The 17,254-nt window shown below is 69.2% G+C and carries 17 protein-coding genes and 3 pseudogenes; 15 read left to right on the top strand and 5 right to left on the bottom strand.

The window, feature by feature from the left end:
• Positions 1-6: 6 nt before the first annotated feature.
• On the bottom strand, positions 7-588 hold the full coding sequence (locus HK415_RS01410; protein WP_256373077.1) for a YitT family protein: 582 nt from the start codon (positions 586-588) through the stop codon (positions 7-9).
• A gap of 275 nt (positions 589-863) precedes the next feature.
• Between HK415_RS01410 and hppD the strand changes: the two genes are divergently transcribed.
• The 5 genes from hppD (at position 864) to HK415_RS01385 (ending at position 4,034) form a co-directional block, all read left to right on the top strand.
• Positions 864-1,946 carry a 4-hydroxyphenylpyruvate dioxygenase gene (gene hppD, locus HK415_RS01405; RefSeq protein ID WP_171556497.1) on the top strand — a complete coding sequence of 361 codons (1,083 nt, stop codon included), beginning with the start codon at positions 864-866 and terminating at the stop codon, positions 1,944-1,946.
• 274 nt (positions 1,947-2,220) lie between these two features.
• Entirely contained in the window at positions 2,221-2,436 is a 216-nt protein-coding gene (locus tag HK415_RS01400) for a hypothetical protein (RefSeq protein ID WP_171556496.1), read from the top strand.
• 94 nt (positions 2,437-2,530) lie between these two features.
• On the top strand, positions 2,531-3,214 hold the full coding sequence (locus HK415_RS01395) for a response regulator transcription factor (RefSeq protein ID WP_171556495.1): 684 nt from the start codon (positions 2,531-2,533) through the stop codon (positions 3,212-3,214).
• 11 nt (positions 3,215-3,225) lie between these two features.
• Positions 3,226-3,603 carry a fluoride efflux transporter CrcB gene (gene crcB, locus HK415_RS01390; protein ID WP_171563057.1) on the top strand — a complete coding sequence of 126 codons (378 nt, stop codon included), beginning with the start codon at positions 3,226-3,228 and terminating at the stop codon, positions 3,601-3,603.
• Between the two features lie 269 nt (positions 3,604-3,872).
• Positions 3,873-4,034: a hypothetical protein gene (locus HK415_RS01385; RefSeq protein WP_171556494.1), complete on the top strand. Its 162-nt coding sequence runs from the start codon at positions 3,873-3,875 to the stop codon at positions 4,032-4,034.
• A 25-nt stretch (positions 4,035-4,059) separates the two neighbouring features.
• Here HK415_RS01385 and HK415_RS01380 read toward each other — a convergent pair whose 3' ends face one another.
• Positions 4,060-5,364 (bottom strand): hemolysin family protein, encoded by a 1,305-nt coding sequence (locus HK415_RS01380; protein ID WP_171556493.1) that lies wholly within the window; start codon positions 5,362-5,364, stop codon positions 4,060-4,062.
• An 85-nt stretch (positions 5,365-5,449) separates the two neighbouring features.
• Between HK415_RS01380 and HK415_RS01375 the strand changes: the two genes are divergently transcribed.
• The gene (locus tag HK415_RS01375) at positions 5,450-6,358 is read left to right on the top strand and encodes a DUF2971 domain-containing protein (protein ID WP_171556492.1); all 909 of its coding nucleotides are present in this window, start codon (positions 5,450-5,452) and stop codon (positions 6,356-6,358) included.
• 2 nt (positions 6,359-6,360) lie between these two features.
• On the top strand, positions 6,361-7,218 hold the full coding sequence (locus HK415_RS01370) for a symmetrical bis(5'-nucleosyl)-tetraphosphatase (protein ID WP_171556491.1): 858 nt from the start codon (positions 6,361-6,363) through the stop codon (positions 7,216-7,218).
• Here the strand turns inward: HK415_RS01370 and HK415_RS01365 are convergent.
• Together HK415_RS01365 and ypfJ are read right to left on the bottom strand one after the other, a co-directional pair.
• Positions 7,202-8,614 (bottom strand): DEAD/DEAH box helicase, encoded by a 1,413-nt coding sequence (locus tag HK415_RS01365; protein WP_171563054.1) that lies wholly within the window; start codon positions 8,612-8,614, stop codon positions 7,202-7,204. The two genes, HK415_RS01370 and HK415_RS01365, sit on opposite strands and share 17 nt — an antisense overlap.
• Before the next feature lie 89 nt (positions 8,615-8,703).
• On the bottom strand, positions 8,704-9,573 hold the full coding sequence (gene ypfJ / locus HK415_RS01360) for a KPN_02809 family neutral zinc metallopeptidase (RefSeq protein WP_171556490.1): 870 nt from the start codon (positions 9,571-9,573) through the stop codon (positions 8,704-8,706).
• A 28-nt stretch (positions 9,574-9,601) separates the two neighbouring features.
• Between ypfJ and pcp the strand changes: the two are divergent.
• From pcp to HK415_RS01325, 7 genes and pseudogenes are all read left to right on the top strand, one after another.
• Positions 9,602-10,269 (top strand): annotated as a pseudogene (gene pcp, locus HK415_RS01355) (pyroglutamyl-peptidase I).
• Positions 10,270-10,312: 43 nt separating this feature from the next.
• Positions 10,313-11,164 carry a 3',5'-nucleoside bisphosphate phosphatase gene (locus HK415_RS01350; protein ID WP_171556489.1) on the top strand — a complete coding sequence of 284 codons (852 nt, stop codon included), beginning with the start codon at positions 10,313-10,315 and terminating at the stop codon, positions 11,162-11,164.
• A 23-nt stretch (positions 11,165-11,187) separates the two neighbouring features.
• A pseudogene (locus tag HK415_RS01345) lies at positions 11,188-12,051 on the top strand (DMT family transporter); the annotation flags it as partial.
• Positions 12,052-12,067: 16 nt separating this feature from the next.
• Positions 12,068-12,703 (top strand): L-threonylcarbamoyladenylate synthase, encoded by a 636-nt coding sequence (locus HK415_RS01340; RefSeq protein ID WP_171556488.1) that lies wholly within the window; start codon positions 12,068-12,070, stop codon positions 12,701-12,703.
• A 22-nt stretch (positions 12,704-12,725) separates the two neighbouring features.
• Entirely contained in the window at positions 12,726-13,394 is a 669-nt protein-coding gene (locus HK415_RS01335) for a site-2 protease family protein (protein ID WP_171556487.1), read from the top strand.
• A gap of 1 nt (position 13,395) precedes the next feature.
• A pseudogene (locus tag HK415_RS01330) lies at positions 13,396-14,686 on the top strand (tryptophan--tRNA ligase).
• 78 nt (positions 14,687-14,764) lie between these two features.
• Complete coding sequence (locus tag HK415_RS01325; protein ID WP_171556486.1) at positions 14,765-15,358, top strand: response regulator transcription factor; 594 nt, start codon at positions 14,765-14,767, stop codon at positions 15,356-15,358.
• Here the strand turns inward: HK415_RS01325 and HK415_RS01320 are convergent.
• Positions 15,337-16,752 carry a sensor histidine kinase gene (locus tag HK415_RS01320; protein ID WP_171556485.1) on the bottom strand — a complete coding sequence of 472 codons (1,416 nt, stop codon included), beginning with the start codon at positions 16,750-16,752 and terminating at the stop codon, positions 15,337-15,339. The genes HK415_RS01325 and HK415_RS01320 overlap by 22 nt on opposite strands.
• A 210-nt stretch (positions 16,753-16,962) precedes the next feature.
• Here HK415_RS01320 and HK415_RS01315 point away from each other — a divergent pair, with 210 nt between their 5' ends.
• Positions 16,963-17,193: a KGG domain-containing protein gene (locus tag HK415_RS01315; protein ID WP_171556484.1), complete on the top strand. Its 231-nt coding sequence runs from the start codon at positions 16,963-16,965 to the stop codon at positions 17,191-17,193.
• The last annotated feature ends 61 nt before the right edge of the window (positions 17,194-17,254 follow it).

Here is a 17,254-nt window from a genome sequence, read left to right as displayed (position 1 = left end):
CGCGCCTCACGAAGGCTGGTAGCTGCCCTTGCGGTGGTTGAAGACCAGCACGAGGTTGAGCGCCACCACCGCCAGCACCGACAGGCCCAGGCGGCGCAGGTCGGCCGTGACCAGGGCGCCGGCCAGCACGATCAGGGCATCGAAGACGAACTGCACCTTGCCGGTGGACCAGCCGAAGCGGTCGTGCAGCCGCAGCACCAGCACGTTGAGGCCGCCCAGGCTGGCCCCGTGCCGGAACAGGAACAGCATGCCCGCTCCGCACAGCAGCCCGCCGAGCACGGCGGCCAGCACGCCGTCGATCTGCTGCAGCGAGATCGCGCGCGGCAGCCACCAGGACAGCAGCGACAGCAGGCTGACGGCGAGTGCGGTGCGGATGGTGAAGGCCTTGCCCAGGCGCATCCAGGCGAGCAGGTAGAAAGGCAGGTTCACCAGGAACAGCGCCAGGCCCACGTCGATGCCCGAGGCGTAGTGCAGCATCAGCGCGATGCCGACGGTGCCGCCGGGAACGAGCCCGGCGTGCTGCATGAGGAACACGCCGAGGGCGGCGAACAGGGTGCCGGTCAGCAGCCCCTGCGCGTCGTCCTGCAGGTGGCTGCGCGGCCGGGGAGGAAGACGGCTGCCATGGGCGCGAACGATAACGTGCAGCCGCCGCCGCGGCCTTGACCCAGGTCAGGGACGCTTGCCGCAAAACCCGGCAGGCCCGACAATCGGCCTTCCATGTGCTTCGCACTCTTCATGGGCGACCACCTCGCACGCAGCGTGCGGGGCATCCCCGGCGCCCCTCCTGCCTGACGACACCGCGCACCCGCGCGCGCCCCGGTTCGTCTTCTTCCCGTTCGCTTTCGTTTTTGCAGGAGCTTCGCATGGCTGATCTGTTCGACAACCCCATGGGCCTGATGGGGTTCGAGTTCGTCGAGTTCGCTTCCCCCGTTCCCAACCAGCTGGAGACGCTGTTCGGGAAGATGGGTTTCTCGCTGGTGGCGCGCCACCGGTCCAAGGACGTGCTGCTGTACCGGCAGGGCGACATCAACTTCATCGTCAACCGCGAACCGAAGAGCCTCGCGGCCTATTTCGCCGCGGAGCACGGGCCTTCCGCCTGCGGGCTGGGCTTCCGCGTGCGCGACGCGCACAAGGCGTACTACCGCGCCCTCGAGCTCGGGGCGCAGCCGATCGACATTCCCACCGGCCCGATGGAGCTGCGGCTGCCGGCGATCAAGGGCATCGGCGGCGCGCCCCTGTACCTGATCGACCGCTACGAGGACGGCAAGTCGATCTACGACATCGACTTCGAGTTCCTCGAGGGCGTGGACCGGCATCCGCGCGGCGTGGGCCTGAAGGTGGTGGACCACCTCACGCACAACGTGTACCGCGGGCGCATGGCCTTCTGGGCGGCGTTCTACGAGAAGCTGTTCAACTTCCGCGAGATCCGCTACTTCGACATCCAGGGCGAGTACACGGGCCTCACCTCCAAGGCCATGACCGCGCCGGACGGCCGGATCCGCATCCCGCTGAACGAGGAATCCTCGCAGGGCGCCGGGCAGATCGAGGAGTTCCTGATGAAGTTCAACGGCGAGGGCATCCAGCACGTGGCGCTGCTCACCGACGACCTCCTGAAGACCGTGGACGAACTGCAGATGAGCGGCATCCCGCTGATGACCGCGCCCAACGAGGTGTATTACGAGATGCTGCAGGAGCGGCTGCCCGGGCACGGCCAGCCCGTGCCTGAGCTGCAGGCGCGCGGCATCCTGCTCGATGGCTCGACCGAAGGGGGCAGGAAGCGGTTGCTGCTGCAGATCTTCTCCCAGACCCTGCTGGGCCCGGTGTTCTTCGAGTTCATCCAGCGCGAAGGCGACGACGGCTTCGGCGAGGGCAACTTCAAGGCCCTGTTCGAGTCGCTGGAGCGCGACCAGATCCGGCGCGGCGCGCTGACGGTGGCGCAGGCGTAAGCGGCCAGCGCTGGCACTGCTTCCGTGCCGACTAGGCGGCAACACGGACTTGGCGGACGAGGTCCGCGCCGCCTTTCCTACAGGGCCATTCGCGGCTGGGCCCCACCATGGGCCCCAGTAGCGCAGAACTCCAGTCCTCATCCCGAAGACGCTGATCGCGCTCACCTCTCATGGAGATCGTGATGAAAGCCGTCGTGTTCTGTGCCGCCCTTGCCACTTTCGCGGTGGCACCTGCTTTCGCCCAGGATCTGATCGCCCGCCAGGGGACGATTCCGTGCGCCTGTCCGAAGCCAACTGCAAGAGCGAACTCGTGCTGAGCCGCCTCGAGCCGGCCGTGGCGAAGGAATTCCGCGCCGCCTCCGCCGTGTTCCAGGGCCAGCGTTTCCAGGCCTGCTGGCGCATGATGGGCAACGCCGCCTACCTCGTGTACGAGGACGGCGACCAGGGCATCATCCCCGCCCACGAGCTGAAGCCCGAACTGTCCGCCTGAGCCACGCCACCGGCAGGCGCCGCATGCGCGGAGCCTGACCGCCGACTGCCCGTCGCGGCATGCACTATCCTCCGGGGCGCAACCCACGGATGACATGAACCGCGTGCTGATCGTCGAGGATGACCCCACCACTTCCACCGCACTCTCCGGGCTGGTGAGGAAGCAGAACTGGCAGGCCGAAGTCCGGGAAGACCTCGCGTCGGCCTGGACCGCACTGCGCGGCGGCCCCTTCGACATGCTGCTGCTCGATCTCAGCCTGCCCGATGGCGAAGGCACCGACCTGCTGCAGAAGCTGCGCCGCACGCCGGCGGGCGAACTTCCCGACCCCAAGACCCCGGTGCTGGTGATCTCCGCGCGCTCCCAGCTGCGCTCGCGCCTGAGCGCGCTGGACCTGGGCGCCGACGGCTACGTCATCAAGCCGGTGCACCTGGACGAAGTGGGCGCGGTGATGCGCGCCTTCCTGCGCCGCCGCACCACCCTGTCGGCCGGCCAGATCCTGTACAGGGACCTGGTGCTGGACCCCAACAGCCGCTTCGTGCAGCGCGCGGGCACCACCATCGAACTGACGGAACAGGAATTCTCGGTGCTGCTGGCGCTGCTGGAGGACCGGCCCCGCGCCTTGAGCCGGGCCGACATCCAGGCGCGCACCGGCAACCGCGTGGGCGAAGGCGGCGCGGTGGAAGTGCACGTGCACCACCTGCGCAAGAAGCTCGGCGACGACATCATCCAGACGGTGCGCGGCGTGGGCTACCGCATCCCGGAGGACGGCAAGCCTTGAACGGCGCCGGCCTGCTGGCGTCGGTCGCGGCCATCAGCCTGGGGGCGTCCCTCGGCGCCCTGCTGCGCTGGCTGCTGGCCCTGCGGCTGAACCCGCTGCTGCCGGCGCTCCCCTTGGGAACCCTGGCCGCGAACCTCGTGGGCGGCTATGCGATCGGCCTCGTGCTGGGCTGGCTGTCGCAGCATCCGGAGCTGCCGCCGCAGGTGCGCCTGTTCCTCGTGACGGGCCTGCTGGGCGGCCTCACGACCTTCTCCACCTTTTCCGCCGAAGTGTTCTCGCACCTGGAAGGCGGGCGCATGGGATGGGCGCTGCTGGTAGCCGGTGCTCACTTGCTGGGCTCGGTCGTGCTCACCGGCCTGGGGCTGGCGACGGTCCGCGCCTTGTCATAGGACGTTTAGGCAAACGAACTAAGGTTGGGCAACCCTTTCACCTAGAAGCCGTGCTCATCCGCGATGGACACTGTACGCATGCTTACATTGACGCTTCGCAGGTTGTTGGGGGCCAAGCGCAAGGAAGCCCGCTCCCCCATTTCCTGGCTACCCGGCCGGCCGGTCCCGCCGCGCACGTCCGCGGCGCTGACCTCATCTTCCGCCTGAAAGCCTGGCCGCAACTGCCCGAGTCCGGCCGCACCGCGGAGATCTACCGCATGCTCTCCGTCATGAGCAGCCAGCCTGTCAACCGCCGGTGGCTGGTGGAACGCAGCCGGCTGCCGACGCAGCAGCTCGATGCCCTGCTGGTGCAGCTGGTGCGCGAAGGCGCGCTGGAAGTGATCGACCCCGCCCGCTTCGCGGAGCGCGAAGCCCCCCCGCGGGGGTGCTGAAGGTGGCCGCCTAGGGCCCGCGCGCTCAGTCGCCGGCGGCCGCGTCGGCCGGCTCGCGCACCGCCTGCGCGAGGACCTTGTCGATGCGCCGGCCGTCGAGGTCCACCACCTCGAACACCCACTCGCCGCAGTCGATGCGCTCGCCCGGCCCCGGCAGGTGGCCCGAGACGGCCATCAGCAGCCCCGCCAGCGTGTTGTAGCGGCCCTTGTCCTCCTCCGGCAGGTCGCGGATCTCCAGGCGCGCCTTGAGCTCGGACACGGGCATCAGGCCATCCAGCAGCCAGGAGCCGTCTTCGCGCTGCGTCGCCCAGGCCTCGGTCTGCTCCGCCGGCTGCAGTTCGCCCGTGATCGCCTCCAGCAGGTCGTGCGGCGTGATCAGGCCCTGCACGACCCCGTATTCGTCCACCACGAACACCAGCCGGGCGGACCGGATGCGGAACTGCTCCAGCAGCTCCATGCCGCTGAGGGTCTCGGGCACGAAGGGCGCGGACTGCGCGTGCGGCTCCAGCACGCCTTCGTGGTCGGGCCCCAGCGAGATCAGCTTGGCGACGCTGACGATGCCCACCACGTCGTCGAGCGAGCCGCGGCACACCGGGTACCAGGAATGCACCTCGCCCTCGCCCGCGCGCCGCAGCGCCTCGCGCACGGTGGTGGCGGCGTCGAGCCACTGCACGTCCGAGCGCGGCACCATCATGGAAGTGAGCGGCCGGTCGTCCAGGTGGAACACGTTGCGCACCATCTGGTGCTCGTGCTGCTCGATCACGCCGGCCTCCACGCCCTCCTCCAGGCTGTGCGCGATCTCCTCCTCGGTCATGAGGCGCGCCCGCGTGTCGATCGCCAGCACCTTCAGGATCGCCTGGGTGGAGGCCGACAGCAGCCTCACGAAGGGGCCCGCCGCCTTGGACAGCCAGCGCATGGGCCGCGACATCCAGCGCGCGATCTGCTCCGGGTAGATCTGGCCGATGCGCTTGGGCACCAGCTCGCCGAAGATGATGGTGATGTAGGTGATGATGGCCACGACGATGGCCGTGGCGGTGACCGCGGAAAAGCGCGGCGGCACGCCCGTCTCGCGCAGCCACTGGGCCAGGTCGGCGCTGAACGCGGCCTCGCCGATGATGCCGTTGATGACGCCGATGGAGGTGATGCCCACCTGCACGGTGGACAGGAACTGGGTGGGCTGCTCCAGCAGCTTCAGCGCCGCCTGCGCGCCGCCGTCGCCCTCTTCGGCCATCGCGGCGAGCCGCGCCCTGCGGGTCGAGGCCAGCGCCATCTCGGACATGGCGAACAGGCCGTTGAGCAGTGTCAGGAACGCGATCAGCAGGAAATCCATGAAACAGGACAGAATCGCAGGGACTGCACTTTACTGCAACGCCACCGTGCCTGAAGAATCACTGGCCCAGGTACTCTGGTCCGACATGCAACGCGAGCCCGCCGCCGGCGAGCTGCCGCTCCTGGCGCACTACACGTCCATCGGGACGCTGGAGCGCATCGCGCAGACCGGCGAGATCTGGTTCTCCAACCCGCTGTACATGAACGACGTGGACGAGCTGCGCTACGGCATGAACCTCGGCCTGCACGCCGTGCGCAGCCACGCCGGCCTGCGCCAGGCCTGCCCGCCGGCGCACTACAACGCGCTGCTCGACGCCTTCGACGGCCTCTACACGGCCTTCGACGGCGACTCCGCCTTCGACGTGTACGTCTTCAGCTGCTCGGAGCACGACGACAACATCGGCGACGACGGCCTGCTGTCCATGTGGCGCGGCTACGGTGGCGACGGCAACGGCGTGGCCATCGTGTTCGACATGGGACCGCTGCTGCTGGCGCATTCGCCGCTGCTGGTGCGGCAGGTGCAGTACCTGTCGTACGAGGCGAGCGAGGCCTGGATGGAGGACAAGCTGCAGCACTTCGCGCAGGCCCTGCAGCGCGTCGGCGGGCCGGTCGAGGACATGAAGCAGGCCGCGGCGCTGCTGTTCGAGCGCATCAAGCTGTTCGCCCTGTTCACCAAGCACCGCGGCTTCCACGAGGAGCGCGAGTGGCGCATCGTGTACCTGCGCGAACAGGACCGCGACGGCCTGTTCACGCAGCAGCTGCACTACGCCATCGGCCCGCGCGGCATCGAGCCGCGCCTGCGCTTCATCACCGAGGCGCTGGGCACGCCGGAGACCCGCCCGAGCCTGGAGCACATGGTGCGGCGGATCATCCTCGGCCCGGTGCTGGCGACGCCGCTGGCGCTGCGCTCTGTGGTCCGGATGCTGGAGCTGTACCAGCCTGCCTGGGCCGACCGCGTGGCCCGCTCCAGCACGCCCTACCGCGCGCAGCGCTGACGATGGCGCGCTACCTGATCGGCGACATCCAGGGCTGCGACGCACCGCTGGCAAGGCTGCTGGAGAAGATCGCCTTCTCGCCCAGCCGCGACACCCTCTACCTGCTGGGCGACCTGGTAAACCGCGGGCCGCAGTCGGCGGCGGTGCTGCGGCGGCTGATGGCGTACGGCGATGCCGCGCACAGCCTGCTGGGCAACCACGACCTGAGCCTGCTGGCCGTGGCGCACGGACACCGCGCGCCGCACCGCAACGACACCATGGACGACATCCTGGCGGCACCCGACCGCGAGGCGATGCTGGACTGGCTGCGCCACCGCGCCATGGCGCTGCACGCGCACGGGATCCTGATGGTGCACGGCGGCGTGCTGCCGCAATGGGACCTGGAGCAGACGCTGGCGCTGGCCGGCGAACTGGAATCGGTGCTGCGCGGGCCGGACCTCACCGGCTTCCTCGCGCACATGTGGGGCAACCAGCCGGACCGGTGGGACGAGAGCCTGGCCGGCGCCGACCGCCTGCGCGTGATCGTCAACGCGCTGACGCGGCTGCGTTTCTGCACGGCCGACGGCGTGATGGACCTCAAGGCCGCGGGCAAGCTGGAGCAGGCGCCGCCGGGCATGCACGCGTGGTTCGACGTGCCGGGCCGCCGGAGCGCGGGCACGCCCATCGCCTTCGGCCACTGGTCCACGCTGGGCTACCTGCGCCGGCCGGACATCATTTCACTGGACACGGGCTGCGTGTGGGGCGGCTGCCTGAGCGCGCTGAAGCTCGCTGCCGATGGCAACCACGAATTGATCCAGGTGGAATGCGAGCAGGCGCAGGTGCCGGGGAATAGCCCCCGGGCGCTCACTGCGTCGACTTGAACAGCGCCGCGACCTTGCGCTTGGGCTTGATGTTGGCCGAGATCCGCGCGCCGGCCGGCTTGACGTTGGCCTCCCAGGCGGGCACTTCCTCGCCTTGGGGCGGCTCGTAGGGCTGCTCGAAGAAGGGGTCCCTGGGCGCGGACGCGGGACTGCGGCTTTCACGGCGGCGTTCCTCGAAGCGCGGGGCGCGGTCCTCGTCCTGCTCGCGCCAGGCGCGGCGGCCGTCGTTGATGCGGCCGCGCGGGCGCTCGTCGTCGAACTCCAGCGGCTCGATCTCGATCTTGCGCTTCAGCAGCTTTTCCAGGTCCGCCATCAGCCGGGTGTCGCTGGGCGACACCAGCGTGACCGCCAGGCCCGAGGCGCCGGCACGGCCGGTGCGGCCGATGCGGTGGATGTAGTCCTCGGCGTTGAAGGGCACGTCGAAGTTGAAGACCGCCGGCACGTCCTTGATGTCCAGGCCGCGCGCCGCGACGTCGGTGGCCACCAGCAGGTCGACCTCGCCCTTCTTGAAGGCGTCGAGGGCCTTCAGGCGTTCGTCCTGGCTCTTGTCGCCGTGCAGCGCGGTGGTCTTGAGGCCCTCGCGCTCCAGCGAACGCGCCAGCCGCGCGCAACCGAGCTTGCTGTTCACGAACACGAAGGCCTGCGTGATCCCGCGCTGGCGCACGATCTGCTTGACCGCCCGGCGCTTGTCGTCGTCCACCACGTTGTAGAAGTGCTGTTCCACCGTGGAGGCGGTGGTGTTGGGCCGCGAGACCTCGATGGTCACCGGGTCCTGCAGGTAGCTCGAGGCCAGGCGCTTGATCTCGGGCGAGAAGGTCGCGGAGAACAGCAGCGTGGTGCGCTGCTTGGGCAGGTAGGACAGGATGCGCTGCAGGTCCGGCAGGAAGCCGATGTCCAGCATGCGGTCCGCCTCGTCCAGCACCACGTACTCGACCTGGTTCAGCACCGCGTTCTTGGCTTCGATGTGATCCAGCAGGCGGCCGGGCGTGGCGACCAGCACCTCGACGCCGCGCTTGAGTTCCGCGGTCTGCGGCTTCATGTCCATGCCGCCGAACACCACCGCGCTGCGCAGGTTGGTGAACTTGGCATAGAGCTTGACCTGCTGGGCCACCTGGTCGGCCAGCTCGCGCGTGGGCAGCAGCACCAGCGCGCGCACCGGGTGCCGGGCGGGCGAGGTGGAGGCGTTCTCGTGCTTCAGCAGGCGCTGCAGCAGCGGCAGCGAAAAGGCGGCCGTCTTGCCGGTGCCGGTCTGGGCGGCGCCCATGACATCCCGGCCCTGCAGGACCACGGGGATGGCCTGCGCCTGGATGGGCGTCATGGACTCGTAGCCCATTTCGGCCACGGCCCGGGCAAGGGGTTCGGCCAGCGAGAGGTGGGAGAAGGCGGATTCGGACATCAACCTGCTATTGTCGCACCGCCGCAAAAACCGGGCCAGTCCCGGGTTTCGGGAGCTGGCTCAGCGGTGCCCGCCGGGGCGCGCCACCCTCAGAGGTTGCGCGCGCTGAACGTATCGCAGGACTTGACGCTGCCGGTCTTCAGGCCGGTGGCGAACCAGCGCTGGCGCTGCTCGCTGGTCCCGTGGGTGAAGCTCTCCGGCACCACGGCCCGGCCGGCGTTGGCCTGCAGCGCGTCGTCGCCGATCTTGGCCGCGGCGTTCATCGCCTCTTCCACGTCGCCCTGCTCCAGGATCTGGCGCTGGTTGTGGGCGTGATGGCCCCAGACGCCGGCGAAGCAGTCGGCCTGCAGCTCCAGCCGCACGCTCAGCGCATTCCCTTCGGCGCGGCTGCCGCTGGCCTGGGCCCGCTGCACCTTCTCGCTGATGCCCAGCACGTTCTGCACGTGGTGACCCACCTCGTGCGCGATCACATAGGCCTGGGCGAAGTCGCCGCCCGCGCCCATGCGGGTCTTCATGGTCTCGTAGAAGCTCAGGTCGATGTACACCTTCTGGTCCGCCGGGCAGTAGAACGGCCCCATGGCGGCCTGGCCCGCGCCGCAGGCGGTGCGCACCGCGCCGCGGAACAGCACCAGCTTGGGTTCCACATAGGTGGCGCCGCCCTGCTGGAACTGCTGCTTCCACACGTCCTCGGTGTCGGCCAGCACGGTGGAGACGAACTGGCCCATCTTGTCGTTCGCCGGCGGCGCCGGTGCAGGCCCCTGCTGCTGCACCTGCGGCGCGCCGCCGCCGGTCAGCATGCCCAGGATGGTGAGCGGGTTGACGCCGAGCACGGCGCCGCCGATCAGCGCGATCACGATCGTGCCGATGCCGATGGTGCCGCCGCCGATGCCGATGCCGCCGCCCCCGCCGGCGCGGCGGTCCTCGACGTTCGACGATGTCCGGTTACCTTCCCAACGCATGGTGTGTCTCCTGCTGTAGAGTGATCCGATGCTAGCCAACCCCAGCACTTCCGCACGTAAGCCGGGAACGGTTTTGGTCACGGGCTTCGACCCGTTCGGCGGAAGCCCGGTGAACCCCAGCTGGGATGCCGTCCATGCCCTGCACGGCCGCACCATCTCGGGCCACGCCGTCATCGGCGGCGAGATCCCGACCGTGTTCGGCGCCTCGCTGCGGCGGCTGGAGGCGCTGGTGGAAGAGTACCAGCCCCGGCTCGTGATTTGTACCGGCCAGGCGGGGGCCGCGGCTCGATTTCGCTGGAGCGGGTGGCGATCAACGTGAACGATGCACGCATTCCGGACAACATGGGCGCCAAGCCCATCGACGTGCCCATCGTGCCCGACGGTCCGGCGGCCTACTTCACCAGCCTGCCGATCAAGGCCATGCTGCAGATCCTCCTGGACAACGGGGTGCGGGCCGAGGTTTCGCAGACGGCCGGCACCTTCGTCTGCAACCAGACTTTTTACGGTTTGATGCACCTTCTGGCCCAGCCGAGGTGGCAGGGGGTGCGCGGCGGCCTGATCCACGTGCCCTGGCTGCCGGAACAGGGACAGCCCTCGATGCGCGTGGAGGAGATCGTGCGCGGGCTCGAACTGGCGATCTCCTGCGCGCTGTCCACGCACCACGACATCCGCAAGGAAGCAGGCGCCCTGAATTGACCTTGCGCGGGCGAGCGCGCACCCCCACGCCTAGAATCGAGGCGTGTCCATCCTCAACGCCGACCTCCACTGCCACTCCGTGGTCTCCGACGGCACGCTCGAACCCGAGGTGCTGGCGGCGCGCGCGGCGGCCAACGGCGTCGAGCTCTGGGCCCTGACCGACCACGACGAGATCGGCGGCCAGCACCGCGCGGCCGCCGCGGCCCGCGCGCACGGCATGCGCTACCTCACGGGCACCGAGATCTCGGTCACCTTCGCGGGCGAGACGGTGCACATCGTCGGCCTGGGCTTCGATGCGGACGATGCACAGATGAAGCGCGGCCTGGAAGAAACGCGGGGCGGCCGGGGTGAGCGCGCGAAGGAAATCGCCGCCGGCCTGGGGCAGGTGGGGATCAAGGACGCCTACGAGGGCGCGCTGAGGTACGTCGGCAACCCGGAACTGATCTCGCGCACGCACTTCGCCCGCTTCCTGGTGGAGATCGGCGCCTGCAAGGACACCAGCGAGGTGTTCCGCCGCTACCTCACCGAAGGCAAGCCCGGCTACGTGCCCCATCGCTGGGCGTCGCTGAAGCACGCAGTGAACTGGATCGCGGACGCCGGCGGCATCGCCGTGATCGCCCATCCGGCCCGTTACAAGTTCACGGCCAACGAGGAATATGCCCTCTTCACCGAGTTCAAGGCCCACGGCGGCCGCGGCGTCGAAGTGGTGACCGGCAGCCACACCGCCGCCGAATACGTGAAGTACGCCGAGACCGCGCGCGAATTCGGCCTGGCCGCCTCGCGCGGCAGCGACTTCCACAGCCCGGACGAGAGCCACACCGACCTGGGCAAGCTGCCCTACCTGCCCGGCGAGCTGACGCCGGTGTGGGAACTGCTGGCCGACCGCATCCAGTGAGCAGCGAGCCGGCCGCGCTCCCGCTGCGCCAGCCGCACGCGCTCGCCGGCATCGCGCTGGTGATCGCGGCGGGCGCCTGCTTCGCCGCGCTGGACACCACCACCAAGTACGTGAGCGCCGCCGTGCCGCTGCTGATGGCGCTGTGGTTCCGCTACCTGTTCCAGGCGGTGGCGACCACCGCGATCGTGCTGCCGCAGCGCGGACGCGCCGTCTGGCGCACGCACCGCATGCCCTGGCACCTGCTGCGCGGCGTGCTGCTGCTCACGAGCAGCTTCCTCGCCTTCCTGAGCCTGCGCTACATGCCGGTGGGCGAGTTCACCGCCATCGTGATGATCACGCCGCTGGCGATCACGCTGCTGGCCGCGACCATGCTCAAGGAGCAGGTGTCGCTGCTGCGCTGGCTGCTGGTGGCCGGCGGCTTCCTCGGGACGCTGATCATCATCCGCCCGGGCGGCAGCAGCTTCGGCTGGAGCAGCCTGCTGCCGATCGCCCTGGTGGCCAGCAACTCCTGGTTCCAGGTGCTCACCAGCAAGCTCGCGCGCACCGAGGACCCGGTGACCATGCACCTGTACACGGGCTGGACCGGCACCCTGATCGCCTCGCTGGCCCTGCCCTTCGTGTGGACCACGCTGACGGATCCCTGGCTGTGGGCCGGCCTGTTCTTCATGGGCCTGATGGCCACCGTGGGCCATTTCATGCTGATCCTGGCCTACTACCGCGCGCCGGCGGCCACGCTCACGCCTTACCTGTACAGCCAGATCGCCTTCGCCATGCTGGGCGGGGCGATCGTGTTCTCGCACGTGCCGGACCATCTCTCGCTGGCCGGCATCGTCATGATCGCGTTCTGCGGCGCGGCGGGTGCCTGGCTCACGGTGCGCGAGCGGCGCCGCGGGCTGGCGAAACATGGCTCAATACTTCGAACTGCATCCGGAAAACCCGCAGCCGCGCCTGTTGAAACAGGCGACGGCCATCCTAGACGCCGGCGGCGTGGTGGCGGTGCCCACCGACTCCAGCTATGCCATCGCCTGCCACCTGGACGACAAGGCCGCGGCCGACCGCCTGCGGCTGATCCGCCGGGTCGACGAGAAGCACCACCTGACGCTCCTGTGCCGCGACCTGAGCGAGCTGTCGAACTACGCGCGCGTGGACAACAAGCAGTACCGGCTGCTGAAGTCGGCGACGCCCGGCCCCTTCACCTTCATCCTGGACGCCACGCGGGAGGTGCCGCGGCGGGTGAGCCATCCGCAGCGCAAGACCATCGGCCTGCGCGTGCCGGACCACAAGGTGCTGCAGGAACTGCTGGCGCTGCACGGCGCGCCGCTGCTGGCCACCACGCTGATCGACCCGAGCGACACCGAGCCGCTGAACGACCCGGACCGCATCCGCGAGCGCTTCCAGAAGGTGCTCGACGCGGTGATCGGCGCCGGCCCCTGCCCGGACCAGCCGACCACGGTGGTGGACCTCACGCCCATGGGCACCGGTGGCGACGCGGTGCTGGTGCGCCAGGGGCGCGGAGACCCCGTGCTCGTGGGGCTGTGACACCGTCTGACAAAATGCCCGCGTGAACTTCGAACAGACGATCCAGACCATCCTGATCTTCGCCCTGCCGGTGCTCTTCGCGATCACCGTGCACGAGGCGGCCCACGGCTACGTGGCGCGCCACTTCGGCGACAACACGGCCTACATGATGGGCCGCGTCACGCTCAACCCCTTCAAGCACATCGATCCCATCGGCACCATCCTGATGCCGCTGATGCTGTACTTCGCCACTTCCGGCGCCTTCCTCTTCGGCTATGCCAAGCCGGTGCCGGTGAACTTCGGCCACCTGAAGCGCCCCAAGCGCGACATGATCTGGGTGGCGCTGGCCGGCCCCGCCTCCAACTTCATCCAGGCGATCCTGTGGGCCCTGCTGTACGCCCTCCTGGTGGGCACGGGCGTGAACGAGCGTTTCTTCCTCGAGATGGCCAAGGCCGGCGTGCTGGTGAACCTGGTGATGTGGGCCTTCAACCTGTTCCCCCTGCCGCCGCTGGATGGCGGGCGCGTGCTGGTCGGCCTGCTGCCGCCGCGGCCCGCCTATGCGCTCTCGCGCATCGAACCCTGGGGCTTCTTCATCGTGCTGGGCCTGGTGCTGCTCGGCATCGTCAGCACCTACTGGCTGCGTCCGCTGATGGCCTTCGGCTACTGGGTGCTGCGCATGATTCTGGCGCCCCTGCAATCCCTCCTGACCTGACATGAGCCCCGTCGTCCGCTACCTCACCGGCATCACCACCACCGGCACGCCGCACCTGGGCAACTACGTGGGCGCGATCCGCCCCGCGGTGCAGGCGAGCCGCCGCCCCGGCACCGAAAACTTCTACTTCCTGGCCGACTACCACGCGCTGATCAAGTGCGACGAGCCGGCGCGCATCCAGCGCTCGACGCTGGAGATCGCGGCCTGCTGGCTGGCCGCGGGACTCGACCCGGAGCAGGTGTTCTTCTACCGCCAGTCGGACATCCCCGAGGTGACCGAGCTGACCTGGCTGCTGACCTGCGACCGGCAAGGGCGTGCTCAATCGCGCGCATGCCTACAAGGCGCAGGTGGACAAGAACACCGCGGCCGGCGTGGACGTCGACGCCGACGTCACCATGGGCCTCTTCATGTACCCGGTGCTCATGGCGGCCGACATCCTGATGTTCAAGGCGCACAAGATCCCGGTGGGGCGCGACCAGATCCAGCACATCGAGATGGCGCGCGACATGGCGCAGAGCTTCAACCACCTGTACGGCGAGCACCTGGTGCTGCCGGAGGCGGCCGTGGACGAGTCGGTGGCGCTGCTGCCGGGGCTGGACGGCCGCAAGATGAGCAAGAGCTACGACAACGTGATCGGCCTGTTCGCGCCGCGCGAGCAGGTCCGCAAGCAGATCTTCTCCATCGTCACCGATTCGCGCGCGCCCGGCGAGCCCAAGCAGGTGGAAGGCTCGGCCCTGTTCCAGATCTACCAGGCCTTCGCCTCCGCCGAAGAGACGGCCAGGCTGCGCCAGGCCTATGCCGGCGGCATCTCCTGGGCCGATGCCAAGCAGCTGCTGTTCGAGCGCATCGACCGCGAGATCGCGCCCATGCGCGAGCGCTACCAGCACCTGGTGGACCACCCGCAGGAACTGGAGGCCATCCTGCAGGCCGGCGCCGCCAAGGCCCGCGGCCGCGCCACGCCGCTGCTGCGCGAGATGCGCCATGCGGTCGGCCTGCGCAAGCTGTCCAGCGTGGCGAGCGCCGGCAAGAAGGACAAGGCGAAGACGGCCCTGCCCAGCTTCAAGCAGTACCGCGAAGCGGATGGCCTGTTCTATTTCAAGTTCGTCGATGCCCAGGGCCGGCTGCTGCTGCAAAGCACCGGCTTCGCTTCGCCGAAGGAGGCGGGACAGTGCATCGCCACCCTCAAGCAGTCGCAGTCCCTGCCCGCGGGTGGCCCGGCCGTGCCCGCGGATGGGGTGTCGGCGGATCAGGTGGTCCAGGCCCTGCGCGATCTGTCCGACAGCGGAAACTAAGGAGTTAGCGCGTAGGACTTCATGTCCGACGCGGTATCCTTTGCTGTCATTTCCGCGGAACAACATTTGTCAAAAAACATGAACGTGTACGTCATCGACGACCACCCGCTGATGCGCGAGGCCGTGGTGATGCTGCTGCGACGCATGCGCCCGGGCGCCAACATCGTCGAACTGGACCGCATGGGCGGCGTCGAGGCGGCGGTGCAGCAGCACGGCACTCCCGACCTGATCACGCTGGACCTGAAGCTGCCGGACACGACCGGCACCTCCGGCGTGCACGAACTGAAGAAGCGCTTCCCCGACACGCCGCTGGCCGTGCTCTCCGCCTCGCCGGCGGCCGACGCGGAGGAGCAGTGCATCGAGGCCGGCGCCGACATCTACATCGAGAAGTCCTCGGGCGGGCAGGAGATCGGCAACGCGCTGCGCGCCCTGCTCTCGGCCGACGGCCAGTTCGAGGAACTCGCGCCCACCGACAACAAGCTGTCCAAGCGCCAGAAGCAGCTGATCGTGATGCTCGATCGCGGCCTGTCCAACCGCGAGATCGCCGACGAACTGGGGATCAGCGAGCACACCGTGAAGGTGCACCTGTGGCGGCTGTTCCGCCGCCTGGGCGTCAAGAGCCGCACGCAGACGATCCACTACGCGCGCGTTCACGGCCTGCTGACAAGCTGAGCGATCGAGGCGACGGCGCGGTCGGCCGCCGCCGCTGGGTCGGTGGGATGCAGCGCCAGCCGGAACACGGTGCCGCGGCCCACGCGCGACTGCAGCGACAGCGGGTGGCCCAGGATGTGCGTGAGGCGCCCCACGATGTACAGGCCCAGGCCGAAGCCGTCCTCGGTGCCGGGGTGGCTGGGGACCTTGTAGAACTCACGGAAGATCTCGCGCTGGTGCACCGGCGCGATGCCCACGCCGGTGTCCCAGATCTCCACCCGCAGGCCTTCGCGCGTCGTGCGCGCGGCCAGCAGGATGCCGCCTTGCTGCGTGTACTTCACCGCGTTGGAGATCAGGTTGCCCAGGATGCGCTGCAGGAGGATCGGGTCGGTCACCGCCGTCCCGGGCCGCACCCGCACGCGGAACTGCAGGCCGCGTGCCTCGCACAGCGGCCGGTACTGCAGTTCCAGGTCACGCAGCAGCTTGGCCACGTCGACCGGCTCGATGTTCAGGCGGATCTTGCCGGAGTCCAGCCGCGCCAGGTCGAACAGCGAGTCGAACAGCTGGTTCACCGCCTTGGTCGATTCGACGATCTTGGGCGCCAGTTCGTGCACCAGTTCCGGCTCGGTCCCCAGCCAGTCGGCATAGAGGCCCAGCGCGTGCACCGGCTGGCGGATGTCGTGCGCCGCGCTCGCCAGGAAGCGGTTCTTGATCTCCACCGCGTCCAGCGCCGCCTGCGTCTGGCGGGTGAGCGACTCGATCAGCTGCGCGTTGCGGAACTGCAGCTCGAAGTTGCGCCTGTAGGTCTCGTGCAGCCGCAGCCCCGCGTGGCGCAGCACCTGCCAGAACACCAGCAGCAGCACCACCAGCCACCAGTGGTAGGCCGGCCCCTGCAGGCGCAGCTCCACGCCCATGCGCCAGGCCAGCACCGCCAGCGCCGTCACCGCCAGGGTGTCCAGGTAGGCGCGCAGGGTCGGCAGCTGGCTGGAGAGGCCGTTGACGGAGTACATCGCCAGGCCCGCCATCATCAGCCAGCAGATGAACTGGTCGGCCAGCGACGAGCGGTCGAAATAGAGCAAGGTGGTCAGGCCCCACACCAGCGCCGACAAGGGAAAGGCGAGCTGGTAGCGGCGCAGGAAGGCGAGGTGTTCGTCGCTGCCCTGGTGCACCACCTCGCGCTCGTAGCGGCGCAGGATCCAGTAGCGCCAGCCGGCGGCCGCGGCTCCGAGCAGGACCCACGCGGCGAGCAGCGGTGGCGAGGCATCCCCCCACAGGACGCCGACGATCACCGCCATCAACAGCAGCCCCACCCACTGGGTATCGCGCTGCGTGCGCATCAGGCTGCGTACCAGCTCCCCCTCCACCCAGTGGGCCTCGGCGGACGGCGTCGGGGCCGGAAGCATCTCGGGTTTCATGCGCCGGGAGTCTAGAACACCACTTCCGACAGGGCCCGCGCGAAGGAAGGACCACGCCGACACAGCTATGGGCATCGTCCTACAAGCCGGGCTGGCCAATGCGAACAGACTCTGCCGTTGCGTTGACCTGACGCCTACAAGCCGGCAGCGCACACCCTGGACACGGGCAGCTGCCCTTGATGTTCGCAGACCAACCTAGACGAGGACCCCATGGATTCCCAGACCGCCCACGACACCGACAACGTCAAGCCCGCCCCCAAGAAGTCCCTGCGCGGTTTCGCTGCAATGGACCCGCAGCGCCAGCGTGAAATCGCCTCCCTGGGCGGCCGTGCGGCCCACCAGAGCGGCCATGCCCACGAGTTCACCAGCGAGGAAGCCCGCGCCGCCGGCAAGAAGCGCCACGCCCGCGCCGCCGCGCAGAGCGAAGCTCCCCGCGCCTGAAACCCGCCGGGCGTAGGACGCGGCGGTCCCTGGCTGGGCCACGGGGCTGACAGGTCCCGCC

It is taken from the genome of Ramlibacter montanisoli (assembly GCF_013087525.1).
In the GTDB taxonomy this organism is placed as follows: domain Bacteria; phylum Pseudomonadota; class Gammaproteobacteria; order Burkholderiales; family Burkholderiaceae_C; genus Ramlibacter; species Ramlibacter montanisoli.
Note: the sequence above shows the minus strand (reverse complement) of the source record. Positions and strands in the feature narration are given on the sequence as shown.